The 26780-nt window shown below is 48.2% G+C and carries 24 protein-coding genes; 17 read left to right on the top strand and 7 right to left on the bottom strand.

Translation table 11 applies throughout. The features are described 5' to 3' along the window. The first annotated feature begins 1 nt into the window (after nt 1). Nucleotides 2-343, top strand: a complete 342-nt coding sequence (gene grxD, locus OEW58_04980) for a Grx4 family monothiol glutaredoxin (GenBank protein MDH5300698.1) — start codon at nt 2-4, stop codon at nt 341-343. Nucleotides 344-391: 48 nt separating this feature from the next. Here the strand turns inward: grxD and OEW58_04985 are convergent, their stop codons facing one another. Further along, nucleotides 392-1351 carry an acetyltransferase gene (locus OEW58_04985; protein MDH5300699.1) on the bottom strand — a complete coding sequence of 320 codons (960 nt, stop codon included), beginning with the start codon at nt 1349-1351 and terminating at the stop codon, nt 392-394. Further along, complete coding sequence (locus OEW58_04990; GenBank protein ID MDH5300700.1) at nt 1352-3064, bottom strand: bifunctional sulfate adenylyltransferase/adenylylsulfate kinase; 1713 nt, start codon at nt 3062-3064, stop codon at nt 1352-1354. Between the two features lie 165 nt (nt 3065-3229). Between OEW58_04990 and arsS the strand changes: the two genes are divergently transcribed. Together arsS and OEW58_05000 are read left to right on the top strand one after the other, a co-directional pair. Next, nucleotides 3230-4192, top strand: coding sequence for an arsenosugar biosynthesis radical SAM protein ArsS (gene arsS / locus OEW58_04995; GenBank protein MDH5300701.1), 963 nt, complete (start codon nt 3230-3232; stop codon nt 4190-4192). Then, entirely contained in the window at nt 4173-4865 is a 693-nt protein-coding gene (locus tag OEW58_05000; protein ID MDH5300702.1) for a TIGR04283 family arsenosugar biosynthesis glycosyltransferase, read from the top strand. Before arsS ends, OEW58_05000 begins: the two co-directional genes overlap by 20 nt. A gap of 57 nt (nt 4866-4922) precedes the next feature. Here the strand turns inward: OEW58_05000 and OEW58_05005 are convergent, their stop codons facing one another. From OEW58_05005 to flgA, 3 genes are all read right to left on the bottom strand, one after another. Next, complete coding sequence (locus OEW58_05005; GenBank protein MDH5300703.1) at nt 4923-5423, bottom strand: flagellar protein FlgN; 501 nt, start codon at nt 5421-5423, stop codon at nt 4923-4925. Nucleotides 5424-5436: 13 nt separating this feature from the next. Beyond that, nucleotides 5437-5760 carry a flagellar biosynthesis anti-sigma factor FlgM gene (gene flgM / locus OEW58_05010; GenBank protein ID MDH5300704.1) on the bottom strand — a complete coding sequence of 108 codons (324 nt, stop codon included), beginning with the start codon at nt 5758-5760 and terminating at the stop codon, nt 5437-5439. Nucleotides 5761-5918: 158 nt separating this feature from the next. Continuing rightward, the gene (gene flgA / locus OEW58_05015) at nt 5919-6620 is read right to left on the bottom strand and encodes a flagellar basal body P-ring formation chaperone FlgA (protein MDH5300705.1); all 702 of its coding nucleotides are present in this window, start codon (nt 6618-6620) and stop codon (nt 5919-5921) included. A gap of 145 nt (nt 6621-6765) precedes the next feature. Here flgA and OEW58_05020 point away from each other — a divergent pair, with 145 nt between their 5' ends. From OEW58_05020 to OEW58_05085, 14 genes are all read left to right on the top strand, one after another. Continuing rightward, on the top strand, nt 6766-7704 hold the full coding sequence (locus tag OEW58_05020) for a chemotaxis protein (protein ID MDH5300706.1): 939 nt from the start codon (nt 6766-6768) through the stop codon (nt 7702-7704). Nucleotides 7705-7775: 71 nt separating this feature from the next. Then, entirely contained in the window at nt 7776-8603 is an 828-nt protein-coding gene (locus tag OEW58_05025) for a protein-glutamate O-methyltransferase CheR (GenBank protein MDH5300707.1), read from the top strand. Nucleotides 8604-8812: 209 nt separating this feature from the next. After that, on the top strand, nt 8813-9220 hold the full coding sequence (flgB, locus tag OEW58_05030; GenBank protein ID MDH5300708.1) for a flagellar basal body rod protein FlgB: 408 nt from the start codon (nt 8813-8815) through the stop codon (nt 9218-9220). 2 nt (nt 9221-9222) lie between these two features. Continuing rightward, nucleotides 9223-9636, top strand: a complete 414-nt coding sequence (gene flgC, locus OEW58_05035; GenBank protein ID MDH5300709.1) for a flagellar basal body rod protein FlgC — start codon at nt 9223-9225, stop codon at nt 9634-9636. A 33-nt stretch (nt 9637-9669) separates the two neighbouring features. Then, nucleotides 9670-10365: a flagellar hook assembly protein FlgD gene (locus OEW58_05040; GenBank protein ID MDH5300710.1), complete on the top strand. Its 696-nt coding sequence runs from the start codon at nt 9670-9672 to the stop codon at nt 10363-10365. Nucleotides 10366-10428: 63 nt separating this feature from the next. Further along, nucleotides 10429-11763, top strand: coding sequence for a flagellar hook protein FlgE (gene flgE, locus OEW58_05045; GenBank protein ID MDH5300711.1), 1335 nt, complete (start codon nt 10429-10431; stop codon nt 11761-11763). A 20-nt stretch (nt 11764-11783) separates the two neighbouring features. Next, nucleotides 11784-12524, top strand: coding sequence for a flagellar basal-body rod protein FlgF (flgF, locus tag OEW58_05050; GenBank protein MDH5300712.1), 741 nt, complete (start codon nt 11784-11786; stop codon nt 12522-12524). Between the two features lie 136 nt (nt 12525-12660). Beyond that, nucleotides 12661-13446: a flagellar basal-body rod protein FlgG gene (flgG, locus tag OEW58_05055; protein ID MDH5300713.1), complete on the top strand. Its 786-nt coding sequence runs from the start codon at nt 12661-12663 to the stop codon at nt 13444-13446. A gap of 16 nt (nt 13447-13462) precedes the next feature. After that, a complete protein-coding gene (flgH, locus tag OEW58_05060; protein MDH5300714.1) occupies nt 13463-14134 on the top strand; it encodes a flagellar basal body L-ring protein FlgH in 672 nt (223 codons plus the stop codon). 12 nt (nt 14135-14146) lie between these two features. Beyond that, nucleotides 14147-15244, top strand: a complete 1098-nt coding sequence (locus OEW58_05065; protein MDH5300715.1) for a flagellar basal body P-ring protein FlgI — start codon at nt 14147-14149, stop codon at nt 15242-15244. 200 nt (nt 15245-15444) lie between these two features. Beyond that, nucleotides 15445-16479 carry a flagellar assembly peptidoglycan hydrolase FlgJ gene (flgJ, locus tag OEW58_05070; protein MDH5300716.1) on the top strand — a complete coding sequence of 345 codons (1035 nt, stop codon included), beginning with the start codon at nt 15445-15447 and terminating at the stop codon, nt 16477-16479. Nucleotides 16480-16497: 18 nt separating this feature from the next. Further along, nucleotides 16498-18492, top strand: a complete 1995-nt coding sequence (gene flgK, locus OEW58_05075) for a flagellar hook-associated protein FlgK (protein ID MDH5300717.1) — start codon at nt 16498-16500, stop codon at nt 18490-18492. Nucleotides 18493-18498: 6 nt separating this feature from the next. Then, nucleotides 18499-19794 carry a flagellar hook-associated protein FlgL gene (gene flgL / locus OEW58_05080; GenBank protein MDH5300718.1) on the top strand — a complete coding sequence of 432 codons (1296 nt, stop codon included), beginning with the start codon at nt 18499-18501 and terminating at the stop codon, nt 19792-19794. 52 nt (nt 19795-19846) lie between these two features. After that, complete coding sequence (locus tag OEW58_05085) at nt 19847-23914, top strand: FkbM family methyltransferase (GenBank protein MDH5300719.1); 4068 nt, start codon at nt 19847-19849, stop codon at nt 23912-23914. Nucleotides 23915-23922: 8 nt separating this feature from the next. Here OEW58_05085 and OEW58_05090 read toward each other — a convergent pair whose 3' ends face one another. Next, complete coding sequence (locus tag OEW58_05090) at nt 23923-24723, bottom strand: glycosyltransferase (GenBank protein ID MDH5300720.1); 801 nt, start codon at nt 24721-24723, stop codon at nt 23923-23925. A 55-nt stretch (nt 24724-24778) separates the two neighbouring features. Next, the coding region (locus tag OEW58_05095) for a hypothetical protein (GenBank protein ID MDH5300721.1) at nt 24779-26780 on the bottom strand (2002 nt) is incomplete at its 5' end.

Raw genomic sequence — 26780 nt, forward strand, 5'->3', positions numbered from 1 at the left:
AATGGACGTTTTAGAGCGTATTCGTCAACAGGTTGAGAGTACCCCCATCGTGATTTATATGAAGGGTTCTCCCCAGTTTCCTATGTGCGGCTTTTCCAGTCGCGCGGCTGCAGCCATTCAGTCCTGCGGCGTTGAGTTTGGTTATGTGAACGTGTTGGAAGATCCCGAGATTTTTGCGAATCTGCCGCGTTTTGCTGATTGGCCCACCTTTCCACAGGTCTATGTGAATGGTGAGTTGATCGGTGGTTGTGATATCACTCTGGAGATGCACCAGCGCGGTGAGTTGAAGCCCATGCTGGAAGATGCGGTGAAAAATGCCAAGAGCAAAGACGCTGCAGAGTAATTGCGTACCGAGCTAGACAAAAAAACGCCCCTGTCGGGGCGTTTTTTTTTAAGCATATTGCTGGTTGAAACGGTCGACGAAGCGTTCGAATTCGCTATCTGGCAGCAGGTTGATACCGGCTGCAGCCTTGCGTCCCCCACCGGTTTCAAACTGGCGGCATAATTCGTCGGCCCCTGTGGCGTGATCGAGCGGTGCACGCACGCTGACCACAAAGCCGCTGTTCTGGCTGTTACGGGTCAGGATCGCATGGGCACGTTGTGGATTGGCGCTGGCCAGATCGTTGGCGAAAATGCCGCTGACACGGCGAGCCCATTTTTCTGCGGGCAGACAGTAAACCGCAGTGGTTGCTGTTTCCCGTTCTGCGCGTAGCTTGCCGATGTTGGCGCTGTCGTCCTTGTATCCGGTCTGCAACTGGGCAAACGCAGAATTGTCAGCGATGAACTCCAGCGGATTGCTGTAGGGCAGGGCGCTGCGGTACAGCGTGTCCGGCGGGAAGTGCAGGTCGTCGATACTTTCGCCATAACCGTTGTAGTTCAGCAGTCGGCCTAATTCGCGTAGCTGCGACAATTGCACTGCTGAGAGCGTTAGCGAATTTGCTAATTCGTTGGCGGTCTCGTCCAGGTTGTCACCAAAACTGCCGACCACGGCCCAGGCGCGTTGACTGCCTCCCAGATAGCGATCAACCAGGTAGCAGGTGCCAATATTGGGAGCGGTGTTGATGTTGGCGGCCAATCCCATGTGATCGGGAATGTCGCCGGCATAGTGATGGTCAAAATAAGCGACCTCGACGCCGGCATGCAGCAGGCGGTCGAGGTCGTCGCGATTTTTATCCAGCGAAACGTCCAGCACAGTGACTTTATCACCGGACACAGCGCGCACTTTTTTCAGCAGTTTGATGTCACGTTTGACGCCAGTGATCAGTGTACTGTCACAGGGACGTGTCAGGCGCAATTGCAGCAGTGAACAGATCCCGTCGGCGTCGCCGTTAAAAACATCAAACTGTGCCATTTATTTCAAAAAGCCCAATTGTTCCAGCTTCAGCAGAATTCGCTGTGCGGCTTCGTCGGCCGTGCAATCGGCGGTGTCGATACGCAGCTCGGGGTTTTCCGGGGCTTCGTAGGGATCGCTGATGCCGGTGAACTCCTTGATGATGCCGGCGCGTGCCTTGGCATACAGACCTTTGCGATCGCGCTGTTCGCACATTTCCAACGAGGTGGCGACGTGTACTTCGATGAAGCCGCCCAGAGGCTGGATCATGTTGCGTACGGTCTTGCGTGTTGCTGCGTAAGGCGCAATCGGTGCACAGATGGCGATACCGCCGTTCTTGGTGATTTCGCTGGCCACGTAGCCGATGCGCTCAACGTTGATGTTGCGGTGCTCCTTGGAGAAGCCCAGTTCGCTGGACAAATGCTTGCGCACCACGTCACCGTCGAGCAGGGTAATGCGACGACCGCCTTGCTCCAGCATTTTCACCAGCAGCGCGTTGGCGATGGTGGACTTGCCCGAGCCGGACAGGCCGGTGAAGAACACCGTGAAGCCTTGCTTGTGACGCGGCGGATGGGTTTTGCGCAGTTCTTCCACCACTGTTGGGTAGGAGAACCAGGACGGAATTTCCAGACCTTCCTGCAGACGGCGGCGGAACTCGGTGCCGGAAATGTTCAGGATGGTGTCACCCTGTTTGACTTCGGAAACGGGTTGGTACTCGGCTTTTTCCTGCACGTAAACCATGGCTTCAAACGGCACCATTTCGATTTGCAGTTCTTCCTGGTGAGCTTTCACCAGATCCTGCGCGTCGTAAGGGCCGTAGAAGTCCTGACCCTGGCTGTTGTTGCCTGGGCCGGCGTGGTCACGGCCAACGATGAAATGAGTACAGCCGTAGTTACGGCGGATGATGGCGTGCCATACCGCTTCGCGAGGACCGGCCATGCGCATCGCCAGCGGCAGCAGGCTCAGCATGGTGGTTTGGGCAGGGTACTCGGCCAGTACGTGCTGATAGCAGCGTACGCGGGAGTAGTGGTCAATGTCGCCAGGCTTGGTCATGCCGACCACGGGTTGGATTAGCAGATTGGCTTCGGCCTGTTGCGCGGCACGGAACGTCAGTTCCTGGTGGGCGCGGTGCATGGGGTTACGGGTCTGGAAAGCCACGATTTTGCGCCAGCCGCGCTGCTCGAACACTTCGCGCAGTTGCTTGGGTGTTTGGCGCAGAGGCTGGTAGTCGTAGTGGTGTGGCGCATCCAGGCCCTTGAGTTTGCCGCCCAGGTAGATTTTGCCGGCCTTGTTGTGCAGGTAGGCAACTGCCGGGTGAGCCATGTCATCGGCACCGAAAACGTTTGCCGCCTCTTTGGATTTGTTGGGGGTCCAGATGTCGGAAACCTCCATGGTAGCCAGCATCACCCCTTCCTGGTCGCGCAGGGCAATGTTGTCGCCTTTGGATAGTTTGCTGGCGAAGTCTTCGGACACGTCCAGGGTGATGGGCATGGTCCAGAGGGTGCCGTTGGCCAGGCGCATGTTATCGACCACGCCGCTGTAGTCGGCTTCGCTCAGGAAGCCTTCCAGCGGCGAGAAACCACCGTTGAGCAGCAATTCCACATCACAGATTTGGCGGTGAGTCAGGTCCCAGGATGGATAATTCAGCGCGGCTGCTTTTTCTTGTGCGGCCTCTTGCGCGTTCAGGTACAGATCTTTTAACTCGCCACCGTAGGGTGAAATCAGCTTGCTCATTCGGTTACTTCCCTTGTTGAATCACGTTAAGGCCGGCAAGTATGCCAGCAATGTATATCAATTTAAAAGTAAATAAGAAAAACTTATAACGATATTGCAGATTCGCACAATCCGAACTCATGATGTATTGTTTGGAACAGCAAATTAGTCAGGAGTTTCCCCTTTATGCACGCAACCTTGCCATTGTTGCAAGCCAGTGATTTTCCCGCGTTACGCCGTGGCCGATTGCAGACCTTGCAGGTTAATTTGGGCTATGTGTGCAACCAGAGCTGTTTGCATTGCCACGTCAACGCCGGGCCGGGGCGCAAGGAACAAATGAGTGCGGCGATGGTGGATGAGGTGTTGGCGTTTGTTCGTCGCAGCGAAGTTACCACCCTGGATTTGACTGGAGGTGCGCCGGAACTTAACCCGCACTTTCGGCGTTTGGTTGCCCAGGCGCGCAGTTTGGGACGACAGGTGATCGATCGTTGCAATTTGAGCATTTTGAGCGAGCCAGGCCAGGAAGGTCTGGCCGAGTTTTTGGCCGAACATCAGGTCGAGATAGTCGCTTCGCTGCCGTGTTACCTGCAGGAAAATGTCGATACGCAACGAGGTGCAGGGACGTTTGATGCCAGCATCTCCGGATTAAAAAAATTGAATGCGCTAGGGTACGGTGTGCCGGGCAGTGGATTAATGCTGAATCTGGTGTATAACCCGCAGGGGCCGTCATTGCCGCCGCCGCAGCAGGCGTTGGAACAGGACTACAAGGCGCATCTGCGCGAACATTACGCTATCGAGTTCAATCACCTGTTCACTATCACCAACATGCCAATCAAGCGTTTTGGCAGTACGCTGATTTCCAAAGGGCAATTCAGCGAATACATGCAGTTGCTCAAATCCTCGTTCAGTGAAACCAATTTGGCGCAGGTGATGTGCAAAACCCTGATCAGTGTGGATTGGCAGGGTTTTGTTTATGACTGCGATTTTAATCAGCAACTGGAATTGCCGCTGCGAATGGCCGGTGGCCGTAGCGTGCATTTGCGCGATTTACGCGCCGACGAATTGATCGGTCATCCGATCGTGGTCGCCGATCACTGTTATGGTTGCACCGCTGGTCAGGGCAGTAGTTGTGGCGGCGCCCTCAATTAGCGAAATAAAAATCAGCGTGGTGATACCGGTGCTCAATGAGCAGGTGGGAATTGTTGCCCATCTGCAGCGATTGCAGTTGTTGCGGCAGCGCGGACACGAAGTCATCGTGGTCGATGGTGGCAGCGACGATCAGACCGTTGCGCTTGCCTCGCCGCTGGCGGATTGTGTGCTGCAGGTCGGGCGTGGCCGGGCGCGGCAGATGAATGCCGGAGCGGCTAGTGCCAGCGGCGATGTATTGCTGTTTCTGCACGCCGATACCACTTTGCCCGAACAGGTCGAGAGCGAATTGATGTGCGCGCTGCGGACCCATGGTTGGGGACGGTTTGATGTGCGTCTGTCCGGTTCGGCCTGGGTGTTGCGCCTGGTGGAGCGAATGATGAACTGGCGTTCGCGGTTGACGGGTGTGGCGACTGGCGATCAGGCGATGTTTGTGCGCCGGCCTCTGTTCGTCGGCGTGCGTGGATTTCCAGAAATTCCGCTGATGGAGGATGTGGCGCTAAGCAAAACCCTGCGTCGCTATGCCAGGCCCTGGTGCTCACGGCTGAGGGTGGTGACTTCCAGTCGGCGTTGGGAACAAAACGGTCCTTGGCGGACCATCTGGCTGATGTGGCGACTGCGATTGGCTTATTTTTTGGGGGTATCGCCCCAGGAACTGGCAAAACGCTACCGTTGAGAGACAGGCGGCAAAGGTTTGCCGCATCGCCGCCGGCAAGGTGTTGCCGCTGCGGGATCAGGCTTTACCCAAGGTGCCGCCGGAACCGCGTGGCGCGGTATAGCCGCTGGAGCGCCCTTTGGCCGAGTAGGTGACCTCTTCGCCGGGCACCTTGCCGCGCAGGATGTCCAGCGCCGTCTGGGTGGTTTGTTCGCGAACCACCAGAATGGCGCCATTGACCGTGTTCTGCCGCTGGCATTCACTGGCAACGGCTCCCAGTTTTTCCCAGAGACTGACCAGTCCCAGGGACTGGCCAGGGTCTTGTTTTTCCAGTGCAGCGTGGATGCTGTCGAGGGTGATCTCGACCTTCGCCTGCTTGAGCGAGCCCAGCCAGCGAGCGGTCAGGTCTTCCAGCAGGTTGACCTGAACCAGTTTGGCCTGGGTCAGGTCGCTGAGATCCCCTTCATCCTCCCGCTTGAGCAGGCGGTATTCCTTCTGCAGCAGTGCCAATAGTTGTTCCGCAACGCTGGTCTGTTGCTCAAGGAGTGTTTTGGCGATGCTGGCAAAGGTCGGGCTCATGGTTTATGTCCTGTTAGCCACCAAACATGCGTTCCATCTGGATCATTTTGTCGGCAATGCGTGGAGCATTGATTTCAAAGGTGCCGGAGGCAATTTGGTCGCGGATAGTATCAACCCGGCGGCTGTCGACCACCGGATGGTTGGCCAGTGCTTTCTCGGCCTGGCGCAGTTGTTCGGCCGTGCTGGTAAACGAGACGGCATCGGCGGTCGCGCTTCCAGGGGCTGAAGCCGCATGCTGCGTGCCTTGCTGTTCCGTTGAGGTGGATTGACCCTGTACACGTCCATAAAGAGCATGAATTTGGGCTCCAGCGGATCCGTTGATGTTGTTGACAGCCATCGCTATTCCTCCAGATGCTATTCTGCAAACGGTTATCGTCCACGCAGATTGCTTCTTTAGAAAAAAATCCCAGAATGTGACGGGCTTGGCAAAAAAAGCCCAGTTCCAGTCTGGCTTGCTCTGTCAATGATAGTCTATTGTTTAAATAAAACAATTGCTTACATCCTGATCTGTACCACTCCTGGACGCACGATCTCTGCCTCGATAATTTTATTGGAGGAGAGATTTTTTACGGGAATAAGCTCGCCGGTCATGCCTTTGGCCATGGCTTCGCCGGCCATTTTGATGGCGATACCTTGCAAATCAGCGGCGATGGTGACCTTGTCGCCTTTGCTGACGGTATTTCCTTGATAGACGGTGTCGGAGCGCAGGGGGAGGCCGTTGCTCAGGTTGTGGGTGGCGACCAGGCCAACAATGGCATTGCGATCAGTAAGATAACCGCGACTGAGGCTGTTCAGATCCAGAATTTCTTCGCGAACGTCCTGGGTGGTCAGTGTCTGGCCCCTGCGGAGGTGGCGGTTGGCGACCAATACCTTGGCGTGGCGCTGGATGACCACGGGAAGGTAAACCGTCCAGGTGTTGCCGGTTGTGCAGCGGACGCCTATGGTGACGTGGCGTTGGCCAATATTCCCATTATTTACAAACAGTTCGGGAGTTTCCGCGCATTTTTGCAGGTTAAGAAACTCGCTGAGCTTGCCGACATTCAAATCAATGAGAGTACCGCTGGGGCTGACCGACTGGGCTGCTTGCTGGGTGAAGTCTCTGACCTGCTGGCGAATGGCTTCCGGATCGTGTTTTTCCTGGGAAAAAACGATCGCTGGCATCAGCAACGCGAAGGTGAGAGAAATCGTTTTGAGCATGATCCTGACAGAACTCGATAAAGTGGTAGTGCAGAAATAAGCAGTATCCGTGCCTGTTATGGTGTTCTTGGGGATATATCGCCATGAAGAACAGGGAGTTATTGCCGATATAAATCCGGACTACATGCAGAAATCGGTGGAGCCTATGGCAAACGTATTGAGCAAAGTGGATGAAAGAACCCAGCTGGTTGGACATAACCGCTTGGAATTATTGCTTTTTCGTTTGGATGGTAAGCAGCGTTATGGCATTAACGTATTCAAGGTCCGGGAAGTGATTAGTTGTCCGACATTAACCCGTGTACCTCATTCGCATCCGGCAGTGATTGGTTTGGCCAATTTGCGTGGTCAGACGATCAGTGTGATTGATATTCAAATGGCGGTGGGTAAACCCAAGGTTGAGGATGTTTCCCATTGTTCGGTAATTGTGACCGAGTACAATCGCTCGGTGCAGGGCTTTTTGGTGCCTAAAATAGAGCACATCGTCAATAAAAACTGGGACGAAGTGCAAATGCCGCCTGCGGCCGCCGGCAAAGGACATTTTTTGACCGCGGTGACTCGAATCGATGACGAACTGATTGAAATTTTGGACGTTGAGCGCGTTCTGTTTGATGTAACTGGCCAGCGGCTGGATGAGGCCGAAGCTGATAGCGTCGACGAGGATTTTCGTGCTGTCGCGGCCCAATATTTCGTATTGGTGGCGGATGATTCTTCTGTCGCGAGACACCAGATTGAGCGTACCATGAAGCAGACCGGGGTGGACGGCGTGCTTGTTGAAGACGGCGCTAAGGCGTTGAAATTGTTGCAGCAGTGGCGCGATAACGAGCCAGACAAGCTAGCTAAACTGGCCTTGGTCATTTCGGACGTAGAAATGCCGGAAATGGATGGTTACACTCTGACCAGCAATATTCGGCGTGATCCGAAATTGCGGGATTTGAAGGTGTTGTTGCACACTTCACTGAGCGGGGTGTTTAATTCGTCGTTGCTGGAGCAGGTACAGGCGGATGGGTTCCTGTCAAAGTTTGACCGGGAGGAGCTTGGTGAGCAAATTCGAGGATTTGTCACCGAGTTTGCCAAAGCGCACTAAATAACGGAATATTGAGCGCGTAGCCAGCTGATCATTCAGGAAAAGTTGTACAACGTGGGGAAGGCAATCAATTGAATCAAGCGCTCACCAAAGAGGAATACGATGCGTTCCGGGGATATCTGGAGCAGACGTCGGGGATTTTGCTGGGAGAAAACAAGCACTATCTGGTCAGCAGCCGTTTGGGTCGTATTTTGGATGAACATCAGATGGCCAATTACGGTGAACTGGTGCGCTGTCTGCAAACCAACCGTATTCCCGGTATCAAGGATAAGGTCATCAACGCAATGACCACCAACGAGACCATGTGGTTTCGTGATGTCTACCCGTTTGAGTTGCTGAAGGCCGAGATTTTGCCCCAGTATGCGCGCCAGCAAAACAAGCCATTGCGTATCTGGTCGGCTGCCTGTTCAACCGGGCAGGAGCCGTATTCGTTGAGCATGGTGGTGCAGGAGTTTTTGCAGGCCAATCCGGGAACATTCCCCCAAGGGGTGCAAATCGTTGCGACGGATATTTCTTCCCGCGTTCTGGACTACGCCCGCGAGGCGATTTATGACCAGGCGGAAATAAGTCGTGGCCTGGAGCCTGCCCGCAGGGATCGATTTTTTACCAACAAAGACAACACCTGGCAGCTGCGGCCGGAAATCCAGTCGCGCGTGCAGTTTAAATTGTTGAATTTGCAACAAAGTTACGCGTCGTTGGGCACGTTTGATGTGATATTTTGCCGTAACGTGCTGATTTATTTCTCTTCTTCACTCAAGAGCGACATTCTTGAGCGCATGGCCAGCCAGCTCAGTCCCAATGGTTATTTGATGCTGGGTGGATCGGAAGCACCGAATCGTTATACTGGCCGTTTCGTGATGTCCCGTTTGCCGCAAGGGGTGGTTTACCGCCTCGGCTAGGTAACGCTGAGCCTGGCAGGGTGGCAGCCGCTTGCCGCCTTGCCAGGGCAGATCTGCCAACCCCTTCTGATTTTCCATTTCTCCCGCCCGTATTTTTCTGTCTCAACCCTTGTGTTTTCGACGTTTACAGAGCAATTTTCCATGGCGTGACAGAGTGGCATACGGATTGCTGAATATCTTGGGAACCACCACACACAGGAGTTCACAGGATGCGATTTGATCTCGACAAGGCCATGGGGATACATGAACAAGCGCTGTATGTGCGGGCGCGCCGAAACGGGATCATTGCGTCCAACCTGGCGAATGCTGATACCCCAAACTACAAGGCTCGCGATATCGATTTTCGCGAAGCGTTGAAACAGTCTGCTGGTAAGCCTGGTGAGGGCACAATGCGTACCACGCATGGTAACCACATCCAGCCATCTGGCAATGGGGCGGCATCTGCTGAAGTGCTATACCGTTACCCCCATCAGGCATCCATTGATGGAAATACGGTGGATACACAAATGGAAAAAGCCCGTTTTGCAGAAAACGCCGTGCAGTATCAGACAACACTGGGTTTTCTCACCGGGCGGTTTAAAGGTTTGAATGAAGCACTGAAAGGTGGAGGTCAATAATCATGTCTCTGTTCGGAGTATTTGATGTTGCAGGCTCGGCCCTAAGTGCCCAGTCCATCCGGTTGAATGTTACGTCCAGTAACTTGGCAAATGCGGAAACGGTAAGCAGCAGTACGGAAAAAACTTACCGCGCCCGACATCCGGTGTTTGCCACCGTCATGGATCCTTTTATGGAAAGTGCTCACCAGGCCGGGGTGAAGGTAAAAGGTATCGTGGAAAGCAAGGCAGAGTTGCGCATGCGCTACGAACCAGAGCATCCGTTGGCTGATGCCAAGGGGTACATTCATCTGCCCAATGTGAATGTTGTTGAAGAAATGGCTAATATGATCTCCGCATCCCGCTCGTACCAGAGTAATGTAGAGGTTATGAATACCGCAAAGCAGTTAATGCTGGCCACATTACGTCTGGGACAGTAAGTGGCAAAGGGTAATTAGCTCGGAGTAGAAGCCATGCCAAAAGAAATTAATAACAATCCGCTGTACGACCAACTGGGTATCCAGAAGAAGCAGGCTGAGAAAAAAGATCAGAATGGCCTGGCGCAGGCGGATTTTTTGAAACTGTTGATGGCGCAAGTGCAGAACCAGGATCCACTAAAACCGCAGGATAATGGGGAGTTCTTGGGTCAGATGGCACAGTTCAGCACGGTTTCCGGACTGCAGGACATGCAAAAGTCCATCGACAATCTGGCAAACAGTTTTATGTCCAATCAGGCATTGCAGGCATCGAGTCTGGTAGGGCGTCTGGTACTTGTGCCAGGTGGCTCAGGATTTTTGCCTGAGCATGTCGAGGGCCAGGATCGATTCATGGCCGGTGCCATTGAGCCGGATGAACCGGTAAAAAGTGTCAAACTGGAAGTCGTTGGCGCCAATGGTGAGCTGGTGCGAACCATGCGCATGGGAGCGATGGATTCCGGTTTGGAACGATTTGTCTGGGATGGTCTGGATGATGCCGGCAATCCAGTAAAAGCTGGAAAGTATTCTATCAGGGCAACGGCCCTGGACGCAAAGGATGAACAGATTGCGCTGACAACGCACATGTTGGCGCCGGTTGATAGCGTTACGCTCGGACGTAACGGTGAAAAGATGAAATTGAACGTCGCTGGTTTTGGCGCTATGGACATCGACAAGATTCGCGAAATTATGTAGTGAAATGCGTGTGTAGTGGTTACTGGTTGTTCGGTAAATTTTCCTTGATGTAAGGAGTTTCTTATGCCTTTTCGTATCGCTTTAAGTGGTTTGCATGCAGCGTCCACCGACCTTTCGGTAACCGGTAATAATATCGCTAACTCGGCGACGGTTGGCTTCAAAAAATCGCGTGCTGAGTTTGTTGACGTGTATGCCCAAGCTTATGGCTCCATTACCAACGTGACTAATGGTTCTGGTGTGCGTACTCCCAATATTCGTCAGATGTTTGCTCAGGGGAATATTGAATATACAGATAACGCAACTGACTTGGCGATTACTGGTCAGGGATTCTTTATTGTCGAAGATGACAAAGGTCGTTACCTGTCGCGCAACGGTACCTTTGGTTTGAACCGCGATGGTTTTGTGGTCAACAATACTGGCCAGACCTTGCAGGTTTTTCCAGCCGTCACTGTCGGTGCCAATACCACCTTTAACACTGGTTCGTTGATAGATCTGCAGTTGAAATCCGACATCGGCGCGCCACGCGCAACAACGCAAATTGATGTGAATTTGAATGTGGATGGCGATTTGACACCGCTAGTAATACCTACTGCGGGTGGTACTGTCTTTAACACGGATACCGTACCTCCATTCTCTCCTGCAGACCCTGCAACCTACCATCATGTAACTGCGTCTACAGTATATGACAGTTTGGGAGCGCCACATGTGGTGACCATGTATTATCGTAAAGTCGATGATTCTCCTACGGTAGCAAGCAATACTTGGCAGGTATTTACCGAAGTGGATGGATTGCCTACTTCTCCTTTTGATACCGTAGGTGCGGTTGCCGCTGGCGCAGGTACGCCTGCAGTGATGCGATTTAATACTGACGGTACGCTGGCGAATGTGACTGTTGGCGCGACATCAACAACCACTTTGACGTTGGACACCATTAATACCACCACAGGCTCTGCGCCGCTGAACCTGACATTTGATTACGGACCTACTACGCAATACGGTAGTGAGTTTGCGGTTAACGATCTTTCCCAGGATGGTTTTACCACAGGTCGACTCACCGGCTTCGACGTTGAAGAAAATGGCATAGTCTATGCTCGTTACACTAATGGTAACGCAGAAATTCTTGGCATGGTGGGTTTGGCAACCGTAGCCAATCCTCAAGGCTTGCGCCAGAAAGGGGATTCTCTGTGGGTAGAAACCTTTGATGCTGGTGATGTGGTTTTGGGTCAGCCAGGAACAGCCAGTCTGGGTTTGATCCAGGCGGGTGCGCTTGAAGCGTCGACAGTGGAAATTGCAGATGAACTGGTCAACATGATTGTTGCGCAACGCAACTATCAGGCAAATGCCCAGGTCATTAGTACTGCCGATCAGCTAACCCAGACATTGCTGCAAATCCGATAATTGATCGAGGTATGTAGTTTATGGATAGAATGCTCTATATCGGTATGACCGCTGCGCAAGAGTCGATGTACGCGCAGGGGTTGAACAACCACAATCTGGCGAACGTCAACACCACCGGCTTTCGCGCCGATTTAGAGCAATTTCGCAGTATGCCTGTGTTTGGGCCCGGCCATCCCAGCCGGGCTTACTCCATGACGGAACGGCCTGGCATTGATTTTCGCCAGGGTGCGATGATTACTACAGGCAATCCAATGGACATGGCCATCAAGGGCAATGGCTGGTTTGCCGTGGAAGGACCGGATGGCAGTGAGGCCTATACTCGTGCCGGCGATTTTCGTGTGGACGCCAGAGGCTTTTTGCTGACGGGCACCGGTTTGCGGGTGATGGGAAATGCCGGACCGATTGTGATTCCGCCGGCGCAAAGTATGTCTATCGGCAATGACGGTTCTATCCGCATTCAACCGCTGGGGCAAAATGCGGCCACCATGGCCGATGTTGGCCGCATCAAGATGGTTAATCCGGGCAACGCCAACATGGAAAAAGGCAGCGATGGCCTGTTTCGCACGCGTGAGGGCAATCCTGCGGATGCGGATTTGAATATGCGTGTCATGACCGGCATGCTGGAAAGCAGCAACGTCAATGTGGTTGAAGCCATGGCGAAAATGATCACGCTGCAACGCAATTTTGATATGCAAACCAAGGTGATGAAAGCGGCGCAAGACAACGATCAGGCCACAGATACTTTGATGCGTATCAGTTAACAGCAATATTGAATCGTACACACAGCGGCGCCTTTGAGGCGCCGTTTTTTTTCGCGAATAAAAAGAGTTTGGTTTTGTGATGCATTGGTACGGCAATTGAATATTACCAAGCATAGTCAGTATGAGTGAGGGTGCTATGGATCGATCACTATGGATTGCCAAAACCGGACTGGAAACACAGTCCACACGTATGTCGGTCATCTCGAACAACTTGGCCAACGTGAGCACCGCCGGCTTCAAAAAGAGCCGCGGTATTTTTCAGGATTTGATTTATCAAAATGTTCGTCAGCCAGGCGGCAAAAGTAGCGAAGACACCATTTTGCCTTCGGGTTTCATGCTGGGCAGTGGTGCGCGTACGGTTGCAACAGAAAAGCTGCATACGCAAGGCGCGTTCATCCAGACAGATAACACTTACGATATGGCGATTCAGGGGCGCGGATTTTTCCGTATTCAACTGCCCAATGGTCAGGTGGCGTATACGCGTGACGGTGCGTTTCGTGTTGATCATGAAGGCCGGGTAGTGACTGCAACAGGTTATCTGTTGGATCCGCCGATTACTGTGCCGTTTAACGCGATGTCGTTTACGGTGGGCAACGATGGAGTAGTGACGGTCTCGGAACCAGGCACGCCAACAGTGACTCAGGTTGGTGAGGTGCAACTGTCAGATTTTATCAATCCCTCCGGTCTGCAGCCCATGGGTGAGAACTTGTACATCGAAACCGCTGCCAGTGGTCCACCGCAGGACAGCGCACCTGGTCAGAATGGCATAGGCACCTTGATTCAAGGATCGATTGAAAGTTCCAACGTCAATGTTGTTGAAGAGTTGGTCAACATGATCGAAGCACAACGCGCTTATGAAATGAATTCAAAAGCCGTCGCCGCTGTGGATGGCATGCTGCGTAACTTGAATCAGACACTCTAACCGATAGGGTAATGATATGAAGCGACTATTAGTGTTTCCTGTGATTTTGCTGAGTGCGGCGTGCAGTCTCAATCCGCCGCCAAAGCCAGATCCTGAATACGCGCCAGTGCGTCCGGTGGTAGCAGAACCACCACCCACTGAAGATGGTGGCTTGTATCAGGGCGGCTATGGCATGAGCTTGTACGCGGATATGTCGTCCAAGCGCGTTGGTGATTTGATTACAGTCATTTTGCAAGAAAGCACCAACGCGTCCAAATCGGTGAGTACCAAAACCGCCAAGTCGAGCAATATCGACTTGCCGGGGCCAAGTATCATGGGCAAGCCCGTGACGTACAACGGCACCGAATTGTTCAGCGCATCGGTGGGGCAGTCGCGCGATTTTAATGGTACTGGTGATGCGAGCCAAAGCAACAGCCTCAGTGGCCGTTTGACGGTGGTGGTGACTGAAGTCTTACCCAACGGCAATTTGCTGGTGCGTGGCGAAAAACGTTTGCAACTGAATCAGGGCAGCGAGTTCGTAAAATTATCTGGCTTGGTCAGACCTGCAGACATTCGTCCGGACAACAGTATTTTGTCTTCCAGTGTTGCGAATGCGTCCATCATCTACAGCGGCGAAGGTTCGCTGGCGGATGCGGGTTCGCCCGGATTGTTTTCACGCTTGGTCAGCAGCGCCTGGTGGCCGTTTTAACAGGATGAATGTATGAAAAAAATTATCAGTGTCATCGCGCTCATGCTGTGTACAGCACAACCGGTGTTGGCTGAACGTATCAAAGACCTCGCATCCGTTGCCGGCGTACGCAGCAATCAGTTGGTGGGTTACGGGTTGGTGGTTGGTTTGGATGGCACGGGTGATCAAACCCAGCAAACGCCGTTTACCGTGCAGAGTTTGCGCGGCATGTTGTCACAGTTTGGCATTGTATTGCCGCCTAATGTGAACCCACAGCTGAAAAATGTGGCCGCTGTGTCGGTGACCGCTGAATTGCCCGCGTTTGCCAAACCCGGCCAGCGGATTGATGTTACCGTGGCATCCATCGGTAATGCCAAAAGTTTGCGTGGTGGCAGTTTGTTGATGACGCCGCTAAAGGCGGTGAATGGTCAGGTGTATGCACTGGCTCAAGGTAATTTGATTGTCAGCGGTTTTGGTGCCGCGGCTGACGGTTCACGTGTGACTGTCAATGTTCCCAGCGTTGGACGCATTCCCAATGGTGCGAGTGTTGAGCGTACTGTTCCCAGCAGCTTTGGCGAAGGCAGTAGCGTGTTGCTCAATTTGAACGTAGCGGATTTTACAACGGCTAATCGTTTGGCGAAGGGCATAAATAAAATCATGGGTGAAGGTGTGGCTGCGGCGGTGGATGGATCAACGGTGCGAGTGCAAGCACCACAGGATGCTTCGCAACGCGTGGCTTTTGCCGCAGAACTGGAAAACATTCAGATTGAACCGGGTGAAGCAGCGGCACGTGTGATTATCAACTCGCGCACCGGCACAGTGGTGATTGGCAATCATGTGCAGGTGCAACCTGCCGCGGTGTCCCACGGCAGTTTGACGGTGCGGATCACACCGCAACCGCAAGTGAGTCAGCCAGCGCCACTCAGTGGTGGTCAGACCGCTGTTTTACCGGCTACCAATATTCAGATTACTCAGGAAAACAACAAAATGTTTATGTTCAATCCTGGCGTTTCATTGGATGAAATTGTTCGTGCAGTGAATCAGGTGGGTGCCTCGCCCGGTGATTTGGTGGCAATACTTGAAGCGCTCAAAGAAGCTGGTGCGTTGCGCGCCGAGCTGATCATCATCTAAGCGGCGAATTGCCGCCTGGCCAGAGTTTGCCGCCCTCATCCGGCGGCAAATTGTTTTTAAGCTCAATAAGACTCGGTCTTGAGTTAAATTCCCTTCCAATTGGTTGTTTTTAAAGCAGTTATTTTCATTGTGCCGATTAAATAGGCAGTGGCACATATCTTGAAGTCACCTGGTAAAGGTCTAACCAGAGTGAGCACAAAATGATTTCCACCGGCGCTGATGTCTATCTCAATATCAATGGTCTGAATGACATCCGTCGCCAGTCGCGCAAGGATGAAAAACAGGCATTGCGCGAGGTCGCTCAGCAGTTTGAATCCATCTTCATGAAAATGATGCTCAAGTCCATGCGCGACGCAAGCTTTGGCGATCCCATGTTTGATTCAGAAAGCGGATCGTTTTATCGCGACATGTACGACGATCAGTTGGTGATGGAATTGAGTAAAAACGGTTCCGTAGGCTTGGCCAACGTACTGGTTGAACAGCTTGGTCGTTATCTGCCTGCGGCAGACAAAAAAGAGGCGAAAACAACGCCGGTGGTGACGTCTTCTGCAGTTGCCACTGCCAACCAATTGCATGTAACGCAACGTCGTGCGGTTGCTGCTGCAGAGCAGGGGCGTGACAACATGGTTGAACCGCCTGTAGCAATGTTTGATGTCACAGCGGCGAACGTCAGTGAACCTGTAGCTGCTGAACAATCACCGCAGCTGAAGCCCATATCCCCAACAATTGATTTCAATGCCGGTGATCCAGAGTCGTTTGTGAAAAATCTGTATCCGCTGGCGCAGCGTAGCGCCGCCGAGTTGGGTGTGAAACCTGAAGTGTTGTTGGCTCAGGCAGCACTGGAAACGGGTTGGGGCGGGGCGGTAGTGCGTAACGCCGATGGCAGCAGCAGCAACAACCTGTTCAATATCAAAGCTGATTCGCGCTGGGGTGGCGGCAGTGCCCAAGTGGCGACGCTGGAATACCGCGACGGTATTGCCCGCAAAGAACAAGCACGCTTCCGCAGTTACGATTCCTATGAACAGAGTTTTGCGGACTATGCAAACTTGATCAAAAACAGTCCACGTTATAGCGAAGCGGTGAAGCATGCCGGTGACAGTCATCGCTATGTCGAGGAATTACAGCAGGCTGGTTATGCCACGGATCCTCGTTATGCAGAAAAGATAAAAGCGATTATGCAGCGCCAAACCTTGGCGCCAACGCAACTGGCTGATGCCAGCGCACAGTCAGAGTGATGGGAATAGGAGCAACTTATGCCATCAGGTAGCATTTTTAATATCGGTGTCTCTGGTCTTATTGCATTTCAGCGCAATTTGTCAACGACCGGTCATAATATTTCCAACGTCAACACTGAAGGCTATTCACGGCAGCGCGTTGAACTAACGGCTCAGCGTCCCATTCCCAGCGGCATGGGTTTCATTGGTAACGGCGTTGATGTTCAGACCACTCGTCGCATGTTTGATGAACATGCTACCAATCAGGTGCGTTCGCGCAGTTCTTCAACTGAATTTTTCTCCGAGCTACGGCATCTTTCCGAGCAGGTGGATAATCTTCTGGCTGACCCTGATGCGGGCATTGCCTCAGCACTGAATGCTTTTTTTGATTCAGTGCAGGGTTTGTCAGATGACCCAAGTTCTATCCCTGCACGCGAAGTAATGCTGACCAATGCTCAGGGATTGGTGGATCGCTTTGATACCATGGATGAATGGTTGGATGACCTGACGGTGACAGCCAATGATCGCATCGTCAACGTGGTCGGCGAAATCAATGCACTGGCAAAAAATATCGCTGATTTGAATAATGACATCATTGTGGCATCCGGTATCAGCGGTGGTCAGCCACCCAATGACTTGCTCGACCGCCGCGATCATTTGATTGACGAATTGTCAAAACGCATCAATGTCAACATCGTTACTGAAAATAATGGCATGCAAAACGTGTATGTGGGCATGGGGCAAAGTCTGGTGCTGGGCACACAAACCATGGACCTGGTTGGTCGGGCCAATCCTGATGATCCAGAAAATTTCGAAGTCGCTTATACCATGCCCAATGGTACTCTGGTTCCGATTACCCGCATGATTAACGGCGGTCAGCTAGGTGGTGTACTGAAGTTTCGTGATGAAGTTCTGAATCCTGCAAAAAATCACCTGGGGCGTCTGTCCATGGCTATCGCCGAGACGTTTAATGACCAACATAAGCTAGGTGTGGATCTGGATGGTTTGTTGGGCACAGACTTTTTTGTGGAGCCTCAGCCACTAAGCACATCCAGTGTTTTCAATGTCGGTGCAGAAACAGTGACGACCCGTGTTGTCGATATTACCGCACTGACGACGGATGAATATCGAATGAATTATGATGGGGCGAATTATACGCTCACCAATCTGTCCAACAACGCCAAAACAACATTAACTGTGGCCGCTGGTGGTCCGCCTATCGTATTTAACCCAGTGGATGGTTTGGAAATCGAGATCACCAACACCCCTGTGGCCGGTGACACTTTTTATATTCGCCCTACGCGTAATTCAGCGCGTATCTTTGAGAAATTAATCGAAGACCCCAATCGTATTGCGGCTGCTGGACCGCTAACGACAGGCATTGCGACCAAAAATCTGGGTAACGCGAAGATTAATGAAGCAACCGTCGTTGATTTCACTAATCCTGCGTTTACTACCGTTCCTGGTAGTCTGTCGCCTCCTATTGTGATTCGATTTGATGATCCACCTTTAGCTGTACCCATGTCCTACAGCATTATAGATGCGAACACGTTAGTGCCTATCGAAACAGGTATTGCTTACGACCCGACTTCCAATGTTGGTCATGATGTATTTCCTACGCCTGGCGCAGTTGATTATGGTTATCGCATTCGCCTGGATGGAGTTCCCCAGCCTGGTGATGAGTTCATGGTGAACTTCAATACCAACGGTGTGAGTGACAACCGCAATGCCTTGGAACTGGCAGCGCTGCAAATCAAAGGCACCATGATCGGCGGAAATGCCTCATATCATGATGCTTACAGTGAACTGGTTGTAAGTGTGGGAAATCAGACCCGCCAATCACAGATCAATGAACAGGCACAGAGCGCCTTGTTGCACGAAGCCCAGGCAGTGCGTGAAAGTGTTTCTGGTGTCAATCTGGATGAAGAAGCGGCAAACCTGTTGAAGTATCAGCAGGCATACGCTGCTGCAGCACAAGTAATCGCAGCCGCTGACGAAGTGTTTCAAACACTGATGGCTGCAGTAAGGAGGTAATAGCTAATGCGTGTCTCAACTTCATTTTTATCTAGCACCTCAGTGGGTGCAATGACTGAGCAGCAGTCCAAACTGAACAAAACCCAGTTAAAAGTATCGCTTGGACAGCGCCTGTTGTCGCCATCAGAAGATCCTTATGCTTCATCGCGAGCACTTCGTTTTGAAGAATCCTTGGCGGTGTTTACCCAATTCGGTGTTAATGCGAGTTATGCGGATAACCGTCTGGCAACCCAGGAAGGTGTTCTCGAAGGAGTTAATGACGCACTGCAACGCGTACGTGAGCTGACAATTAATGCAAATAGTGACAGCCAGACAAACGAGAGCCGTCGTTTTATTGCCGAAGAGATCAAACAGATTTATCTGCAAGTACTGGATTTGGCGAATAGCAAGGATGCAACAAACGAATATCTGTTTTCAGGTTTTCAAGGAAAAACTCGTCCGTTTGTGCCTGATTCCGTTACTGGTCAGGTGCTGTATAAAGGTGACGATGGGCAGCGCTTTCTGAAGATTGGCCCCAGTACCTCCGTGCCCGTCAGCGATGCAGGCGAGGCTGTTTTCTACCATGTGCGCAATGGCAATGGCACATTTACCACGGGCGATTTTGCAACCAATACTGGCACAGGCATCATTGACCCTGGTTCGGTAGGGTCCAATTATGTGCCTGAAGACTACACTATCAAATTTACAGGCCCAACGGTTCCTCCAAATAATCCTGATGATCCCGTTGAGTATTATGTCTATGACCGTAATGACATTATTGTTGCTCCACCTGCATCCGCAGGTTTGGCCAGGGCAGTATATGAGGTTACTGACTTGCTTACGTTCGGTGGGGTGCAATATCAAGAGGATGCATTGATTTCAGGGTTGGATGCTAACGGGGCGTTCGTTAGTATTTCGGGTGAACCAGCTCCGGGTGATATGTATGAGGTGAAGCGTTCGAATTACCAAGACATGTTTACCACGTTGGACAATCTGGTAAATGCACTAGAAACCAATTTGAATACCGATGCAGATCGTACCCAGTTCCACAATGCCATGAATCGGGTGGTCAGCGACCTGGATCAAGCATTGGGAAATATTCTGGATTCCCGTGCGCGTGTGGGGGCACGTCTTAATACCACAGGAAAGCAGATGGAGATTAATGAGTCTTTCACTCTGCAAATGGAAAAAACCTTGTCTGAAATTAAAGATTTGGACTATGCAGAGGCAGTAACGGACCTGAATTTGCAACTAGCAGGCTTACAGGCAGCCCAACAAGCCTATGTGAAAGTGCAGGGGTTGTCGTTGTTTAATTATCTTTAGTCATTAAATGGTAAGGGTAAATGACTAAACCGCTACAACAAGGGTAGATCTGATGCATGAAATGGTAGGGTTGCAGCGTGTAAAAACAAATTCTGGAGTATTAAATCCAGAATTTTTAGTGTTATTGAAGAAATTCACTGGAATTGATGTTTTCATTGAAACAGGCACGTTCTTGGGGGAGACGACAGCCCTAGCTTCAAAAATATTCTCTACTGTTCATTCCATAGAACTTAGTGAAGATTTATACAATAAAGCGAAAAAAAAATTTAATACAAATAATAAAATAAGTATTCATCAAGGCGAAAGCGGTGATGTATTGAATAATGTGTTGCCAGGAATAAATAAGCCAATAATATTCTGGTTGGATGCACATTATAGTGAGGTTCAGACAGCAAAAGGAAAAAAAAATACGCCAATTATTGAAGAATTGTTGGCAATAAAAAATTCTGGCGTTAAAGAATCAATTATTTTGATAGATGATCTTAGATGTTTTGTAGATGACAAGTATGTTAAGCGTGAGTCTCTAACAGGATACCCAACAGTAAATATTCTTCGTGAGAAAATGAATTCGCTTTTTCCGGAAGCAAGCTTTGTTGTTATAGGCGATGTGTTGCTCATTACTATTGGAAGAAACTATTTAGAATTTGGCGATGTGGCCAAGGCTTGCACAATTAGCCGGGCTTTTGAACGCGGGAATATAGATGAAGTTCTGCAAGCAGAAGAGGTTATATCTAACAGTTCTGGGTCTGACCGGGATGTAATTGTTAATCTACCTAATGAAGTAAAAGAATCTGAGAAATTCGGTCTTGGAATGCATTATCGCCTTTGGCGAGGTTTGGTTTATGCCAAAGAAGGAGTCTATGAAAAGGCAAGAGAGGATTTCGAAAGAACACTCCAATTAGGATACAACCATTTTCGGATATATTGGTATCTGGCGAAGGTGGCTAAAAATATGGGGGATTCGACGGCATCGAGAAATTTTGCCAGGGTGGCGTTGGATAAATGTCCAGGGTTTGAACCCGCCAGAGAGCTTGTTGGTGTTGATTCTGCAGTTGGAATTTCCGTGAGTCGAGGGATGATCGCGAGTAGTTCAGGTGAAAGGACGGTAATTAATCGCTGTATTTCGAAAGGGAATACTGTTTTTGATATTGGAGCCAATGTCGGTGATTGGACTAAACTTGCGATTTCACATGCATCAGATTTGAACATTCATCTTTTTGAAGCATCCCCGCCCACATATCAGGAGTTGCTAGAAAATACCAAGGGACTTTCTAATGTTAGGCTAAGTGTTAATAATATTGGTCTTGGTAGTTGTGAGAAAAAAGCTATTTTTTATCACTATGCAGACTCCCCGGCTTGGAGTACTTTCCATCGACGGATAGAAGCAGAGAAAAAATATGGAAAGTCTGCGCCAAGCTCAATAGATATAAAAGTAGAAACATTAGACTCCTACTGTGAAAAAAATGGAGTTGAAAGCATAGATTTTGTAAAAATCGATGTCGAAGGCGGTGAATATGATGTTATTCAAGGTGCTACTAATCTACTCAAGAAAGGAAAGATTAACTATCTTCAGTTTGAGTATGGCGGAACATTTAAAGATGCCAATGTTACGCTTCAGCTAGTTTTCTCACTATTAAAGAGATTTGGCTATGAAATGTTTAAAATTAACGAGTCAGGGTTGGTTTATTGCTCTGAGTTCAGAAAGGAATTAGAAGACTTCTCATATAGTAACTATCTTGCAGTCAACCATAGGCTGTTTTCCAGTTTCTATGGAAATAGAACTGGAATGCTTGATATAAAAACATTGTTTTCAAAGTATGGAATAAGAGCCAGGGGGGTTCTTCATGTTGGAGCTCACGAAGGCAAAGAAATGAAAGTCTATGATGATCTTGGGGTTGAAAATGTTGTTTTTGTTGAAGCAAATCCCAAGGTTTTTAAAGTCTTAGAAAATAATTTGAAAAATAAAAAAAATGTACGATTATTTAACTGTGCAATTAGTGATCAAAAGGGAGAGGTGACTCTGCATGTCACATCCATGGATCAGAGCAGCTCTATTCTTCCATTATCAAAACATAAAAATATATACCCAGGAATTGTTGAGACAAATAAAATAGTCGTTCCGGCTACTACGATAGATGCCTTATTTTCGGATAACAGCCTGCCAGAAAAAGATTTTAATATCATCAATATAGACATTCAAGGCGCGGAACTCCTTGCTCTGAGAGGCGGAACGGGTGTTTTAAAAAATATTGATGCCATTAACACGGAAGTAAATTACGATGAATTGTATGCGGGTTGTGCTGTCATAAGTCAGCTGGATGAGTTTTTGGAGTCAGAAGGTTTTACTCGAGTTCATACAACAACCCCTTTCCACCCATCATGGGGGGATGCTCTATACATTCGAAAAAGCATCGTGCGAATGTCAACGCTGGGTGTGAATGGAAGATTTGGTAATCAGTTGTTTCAATATGCGTTTTTGCGTATATATGCTAAAAATCACGGCTGCAAAGTTGAGACTCCAGACTGGATTGGCCGGCATATCTATGATCTTGATGACGCCTATATTTCTGATAAATCTTGCACAAAAGTAGCGCAGACCACGCAAGATCTCTTAGAGTGTAGCATAGCAAACTCTGAGACGGTTTATAGAAATGTCGATTTCTGGGGTTACTTTCAATATAACACGAAATTTTATGCTGGAGAAAAGAGCTTTTTTCAGTCCCTATTTAAGCCGAAGGAAAAAATTGGCAATGAGATAGATGGTCAGTTAAGTGTTATGCGTGATGGTGGTAGAACTGTTGTTGGAATTCATGTTCGTCGCGGTGATTACGGTTATAAGTTTTTCTTTCTGACCCCTGCAGAGTGGTATAAGCGCTGGCTAGATGAAATGTGGCCTAAACTTGAAAATCCGGTTCTGTATGTTGCAAGCGATGACCTGGATTCTGTGCTTTTGGAGTTTTCAGAATATAACCCGATATCATCAAAAGATATGCCCATTGGTGGTATGGTAAGCGACGAATTTGTCGATTTTCATGTGTTAGGCAAGTGCGACCATGTTGCGATATCTAACAGCTCATATTCATTTTTAGCGTGCATGCTAAATAATGATGCTAAGAGTTTTGTTCGTCCTGATCTTCGTGCGGGGGGGATGATAGAATTTGACCCATGGGATAGTGAGCCTCTATTGCGAAACGCTACGGCAGAGGAATATGGGCTGCCATTTATGTCTAAAAAAAGAGCAGCAGAAGTTGATTTGACGAACAACTTATTTTCCCCTTCTCAGGACGTTAAAAATAGCGTCAATATGAGCTCCATTAGAGAAGAAAATGAAGTTTCTATCTGTATATTGTCATTTAACAGACGGGAATGGTTGTTGGAGTCTATTAATTCGGCTATTGCCCAAACGCTATCACCTAGAGAAATCATTGTTATAGATAATGCATCAACTGATGGTAGTGTTGATCTTCTGAAAAATATTTCTAAGGAGTATAAAGGTAAATTAAGAGTTGTATTTAATGACGATAAAATAAGTGAAGGCGACCTTCTTTCCAGAGTTGTTAGTGAGGTTAGAGGTGTTGCTGTGAGTTTTATGAATGCTGGTGATGTATGTCATCCAAATAAGATTGAAAATGAGTATTCCGTGATGAAATCTGAGTCATCTGGAATTGTTTATTCAAATTATTCTATTTTGGATGAAACAGGGAAGGAAGTGGTGTGGGCTGGTGAGTCCGATAGTATCTATGTTGGAAAAATATATCCATATCTTCTTGGGAGAATGTTTCCTAAGAGGAAGATCTACAGAAATGAACTTGTTTCTTTGGAGTCTCTTAGAAAAGTCGGATTTTTTGATAAGAAACTATTTTCGTCGTCACTGGTAGATATGGGGATAAGGTTGTCATCAATATTTAATGTTTCATTTTGTGATGCAGTTCTTTCTTGTCACCGAATTAACTCAGTAGAATCCTCTGTTGATATTGAAAAGCTGTCGACATGCGGCTATATTTTTGTGAAAAATCAAGATTTGATAAGTGGATTGTCTGAAAATGACAGAAATGTGGTCTATATGAGTTACGCCGAATTCATTTCTGGCTGCTTGAATAATAAATTTGGTGATATTTGATATTGAATTTAGGTTATTACTCTGATTTCTTTTGCGCCTATTAAGTTGGCTGTCATGGATAGTATTGATTTTGGAATTGCATCTTGTCCTAGAATATCAGAAATCCATTCGCTATTATTTAATGAGGCCATCATCATGTATTTGTAATGTTTTAAAGGATTCGCATTTGACAAGCCTCCACTATGTCTCCTGTATCCAATCCCGTTGTATCCAGAATATTTCCATATGCTCGCAAGGTTTGACAGTCTTAATTTCAGATCCCAGTCTTCATATATTTCCATGTGAGGAAGGAATCCTCCTGCTCTAATGAATAGTTCTTTTGAATACATCATATCTCTAGGTATGGCTCCTTCTCTAAATAATAAATATCTAACAAGATCTGATTTTTTCATCATGTGAATATTTTGTGTTTGTAGCTGGTGTGTGACATTTCCGCTTGTGTCTATCCAGTTGATATTTGAGAAGACTACGGATTCTGGATCGCGAATTAGTTGGTTGTATTCAAATGATAGTTTATGTGGATAATAAATATCATCGCCATCAAGGGTGGTTATGAAATCACCGCTTGCTTGTCTAATGGCGTTGTCTCTGTTTCGGGTTATGCCAACATTTTCTTTTTGTGATAATACTCTGATTATTGGGTTGTTCTTTGCGTAGCCTTCTATGATGTTCATGGAATTGTCAGTAGAACAGTCATCAGCGATGATGATCTCGTCTGGAATTCTCGACTGTTTTATAACGCTTTCAATCGCGGAGGCGATATATTCGGCGTTGTTGTAGCAGGTAATTATGCAGCTTAACTTACCCATGTTTTTCCTTCTTGGTAGTGTTCATGCCAACCCGCTTTGTTTTATAAAGTGACAATTAAGAATCATAGCCTAGTATTTCCAGTGTATCCCAATATAGCGGATTTTCCTTAAATTCTTTTTCAAGGGCAGGTTGAATGTTTGGTCTTTTTGGAACTTTTATCGTGTCGCTAGAGCGTCCTCCGGTAGTTTCACCAGTAATTCTTTCATATTTGTAGAAATTCGTTTTGTATTCATCTGAATAAAAGATATTCAGGGATTTGCATATTCTTTTTAATATATCATCTGGGGAGTGGCAGAAATCTTCATATCGGATAAATCCTATATTCTTTGCCTCTATTGCAAATTTGTTAGCCCCTTCCAGGTAGGATTTTACACTTATTCTTCCGTTGACAATTTTAAGATTATTTAGGCTAAGGTAGCTGTCGATAGGATGTCTGACGGTGGCAATGTCATGCAAATTGAATAAATTACCAAGTGAATTCTTTTGTTTTAGTTGGTATGACGGTGTCGTGAATGGTATTCCGGTGAAATCAATGTGAGTCCAGTCTCGAATTATTAGCTTTCCTCCATTTTTACTAACCCTGTTTCTAATTTCAGTAATAATATTTTCATAGTTGGTTTCTTTTAGTAATTCTTCGAATTCATTTTTGCTAAATATATCAAACCATGACTGCGCTTGTTCGGCTGGATTTGCTACGGAAAAGGAAGGATTGATCTCGCTTAACAGGAAATTGCCAGGTATGCAGGCAATGCATTTCGAGATCAGCGTTCCACCTGTTCTGGCAAGGTGATATATGGCAGCAATCTCGTTATTTATAGTTTGGGTACTTTTATCTATATCTTTAATTTCAACTGAAACTGTGCTTGTCTTGTTCCTCATTGAAATTATTCTTAGGTCCATTTTGTCTGAGTGGAATGGCAATGAATCCATCAGTTGGATTAATGGTATTTCTTTATCTGAAGTATCGGTGTATACAGGGTGTAGTGTTGTCAAGTATGAAGATAATGCCGACGCTAGGCACCACTGATAAAGATCGCCATTTGGTTTGATGTTGTCATATTCTTTGTTTGTGGCTACAAATGGTTCGTTAATATCGATAGTTTTATTGTTTATTAATATTTCGAGTGCGATAGATATAATTTCCAAAGCATTGTTGTGTAATCCAAGCTCAAGAGCTGCTCGGCAGCAAGTAAATAACCTGGGAAGATTTGGCTCGTATTTTACCCCTGAGATTATATTTTTGTATGCTTGCAGGGATTGTGTGTATTTATCAGCGGGGCTCGTATTGCTATCTAGGGCGCTTATTAAATAATTTAAACCAGTTATGTATTCAGAATTTTGCTCCAACGATATCCACTCGGATATGTATTCTGATAGGGGGGGGGATATGGATGATAAGTCAGTTCTCCAGTCTTTGTTATTATGAAGTCCGGTGGAATCGCTTAGAATAAATCCAGTTGAGACGAAATTAGTTACCTTGTTTTTATGTATTAAATAAACCGAATTATTGTTTTCAGCTTCAATTTGACTAAGCGTTGATGGGGAAAATGCGTTAGAAACAGGTATGTGTTGGTATATATCATATCCAAATTCTTTAAATTCATTATATATGGATTCGGTAATTAGACCGTTTCTTTGTAAATATATCGTATTCGGAATTGTCGACTTGTTGTGTGATATGTAAGACAGTAAAAGTCTGACGTTTTCAGATGATGATATTTTAACAAAATCTATTCTTTCTTTTAAAAATAAAACGTTATCGACATGTGTTGCTCTGGAAACCTTTATTTTATTTATAGTCAGGTTTGTTGATATAGGCTCATTGTTGTTTCCTGTGTAGAATGATTGTATGTGTTTGTGGCATTTAAGGGAATGAATAAGAAATTCGCCATTCCCTGGGTCTAGGTCGAGAAAGTTTGATGAATTATTCAGGATGTTATTGATTGCATCATTGTCATCAGGATACCACGAAGAATGTTCAAGAAGACAGACAGAGTCTCTAGTGAGTTTATTTTTATTGTTTAATAGATATTGAGGTTTGGAGTCGTTAAAGTTG

It is taken from the genome of Gammaproteobacteria bacterium (assembly GCA_029884425.1).
In the GTDB taxonomy this organism is placed as follows: domain Bacteria; phylum Pseudomonadota; class Gammaproteobacteria; order S012-40; family S012-40; genus JAOUHV01.

Excerpts from the sequence above, each read along its gene's own strand:
- flgM (MDH5300704.1), bottom strand. The coding sequence starts at position 5,760 with ATGGCTGTCAACAACATCAACGGATCCGCTGGAGCCCAAATTCATGCT.
- flgF (MDH5300712.1), top strand. The coding sequence starts at position 11,784 with ATGGATAGAATGCTCTATATCGGTATGACCGCTGCGCAAGAGTCGATG.
- OEW58_05065 (MDH5300715.1), top strand. The coding sequence starts at position 14,147 with ATGAAAAAAATTATCAGTGTCATCGCGCTCATGCTGTGTACAGCACAA.
- OEW58_05005 (MDH5300703.1), bottom strand. The coding sequence starts at position 5,423 with ATGAGCCCGACCTTTGCCAGCATCGCCAAAACACTCCTTGAGCAACAG.
- flgC (MDH5300709.1), top strand. The coding sequence starts at position 9,223 with ATGTCTCTGTTCGGAGTATTTGATGTTGCAGGCTCGGCCCTAAGTGCC.
- OEW58_05020 (MDH5300706.1), top strand. The coding sequence starts at position 6,766 with ATGGCAAACGTATTGAGCAAAGTGGATGAAAGAACCCAGCTGGTTGGA.
- arsS (MDH5300701.1), top strand. The coding sequence starts at position 3,230 with ATGCACGCAACCTTGCCATTGTTGCAAGCCAGTGATTTTCCCGCGTTA.
- OEW58_04985 (MDH5300699.1), bottom strand. The coding sequence starts at position 1,351 with ATGGCACAGTTTGATGTTTTTAACGGCGACGCCGACGGGATCTGTTCA.
- flgJ (MDH5300716.1), top strand. The coding sequence starts at position 15,445 with ATGATTTCCACCGGCGCTGATGTCTATCTCAATATCAATGGTCTGAAT.
- flgL (MDH5300718.1), top strand. The coding sequence starts at position 18,499 with ATGCGTGTCTCAACTTCATTTTTATCTAGCACCTCAGTGGGTGCAATG.
- flgE (MDH5300711.1), top strand. The coding sequence starts at position 10,429 with ATGCCTTTTCGTATCGCTTTAAGTGGTTTGCATGCAGCGTCCACCGAC.
- flgH (MDH5300714.1), top strand. The coding sequence starts at position 13,463 with ATGAAGCGACTATTAGTGTTTCCTGTGATTTTGCTGAGTGCGGCGTGC.
- flgK (MDH5300717.1), top strand. The coding sequence starts at position 16,498 with ATGCCATCAGGTAGCATTTTTAATATCGGTGTCTCTGGTCTTATTGCA.
- OEW58_05085 (MDH5300719.1), top strand. The coding sequence starts at position 19,847 with ATGCATGAAATGGTAGGGTTGCAGCGTGTAAAAACAAATTCTGGAGTA.
- OEW58_05090 (MDH5300720.1), bottom strand. The coding sequence starts at position 24,723 with ATGGGTAAGTTAAGCTGCATAATTACCTGCTACAACAACGCCGAATAT.
- flgB (MDH5300708.1), top strand. The coding sequence starts at position 8,813 with ATGCGATTTGATCTCGACAAGGCCATGGGGATACATGAACAAGCGCTG.
- flgA (MDH5300705.1), bottom strand. The coding sequence starts at position 6,620 with ATGCTCAAAACGATTTCTCTCACCTTCGCGTTGCTGATGCCAGCGATC.
- flgG (MDH5300713.1), top strand. The coding sequence starts at position 12,661 with ATGGATCGATCACTATGGATTGCCAAAACCGGACTGGAAACACAGTCC.
- OEW58_05040 (MDH5300710.1), top strand. The coding sequence starts at position 9,670 with ATGCCAAAAGAAATTAATAACAATCCGCTGTACGACCAACTGGGTATC.
- grxD (MDH5300698.1), top strand. The coding sequence starts at position 2 with ATGGACGTTTTAGAGCGTATTCGTCAACAGGTTGAGAGTACCCCCATC.
- OEW58_04990 (MDH5300700.1), bottom strand. The coding sequence starts at position 3,064 with ATGAGCAAGCTGATTTCACCCTACGGTGGCGAGTTAAAAGATCTGTAC.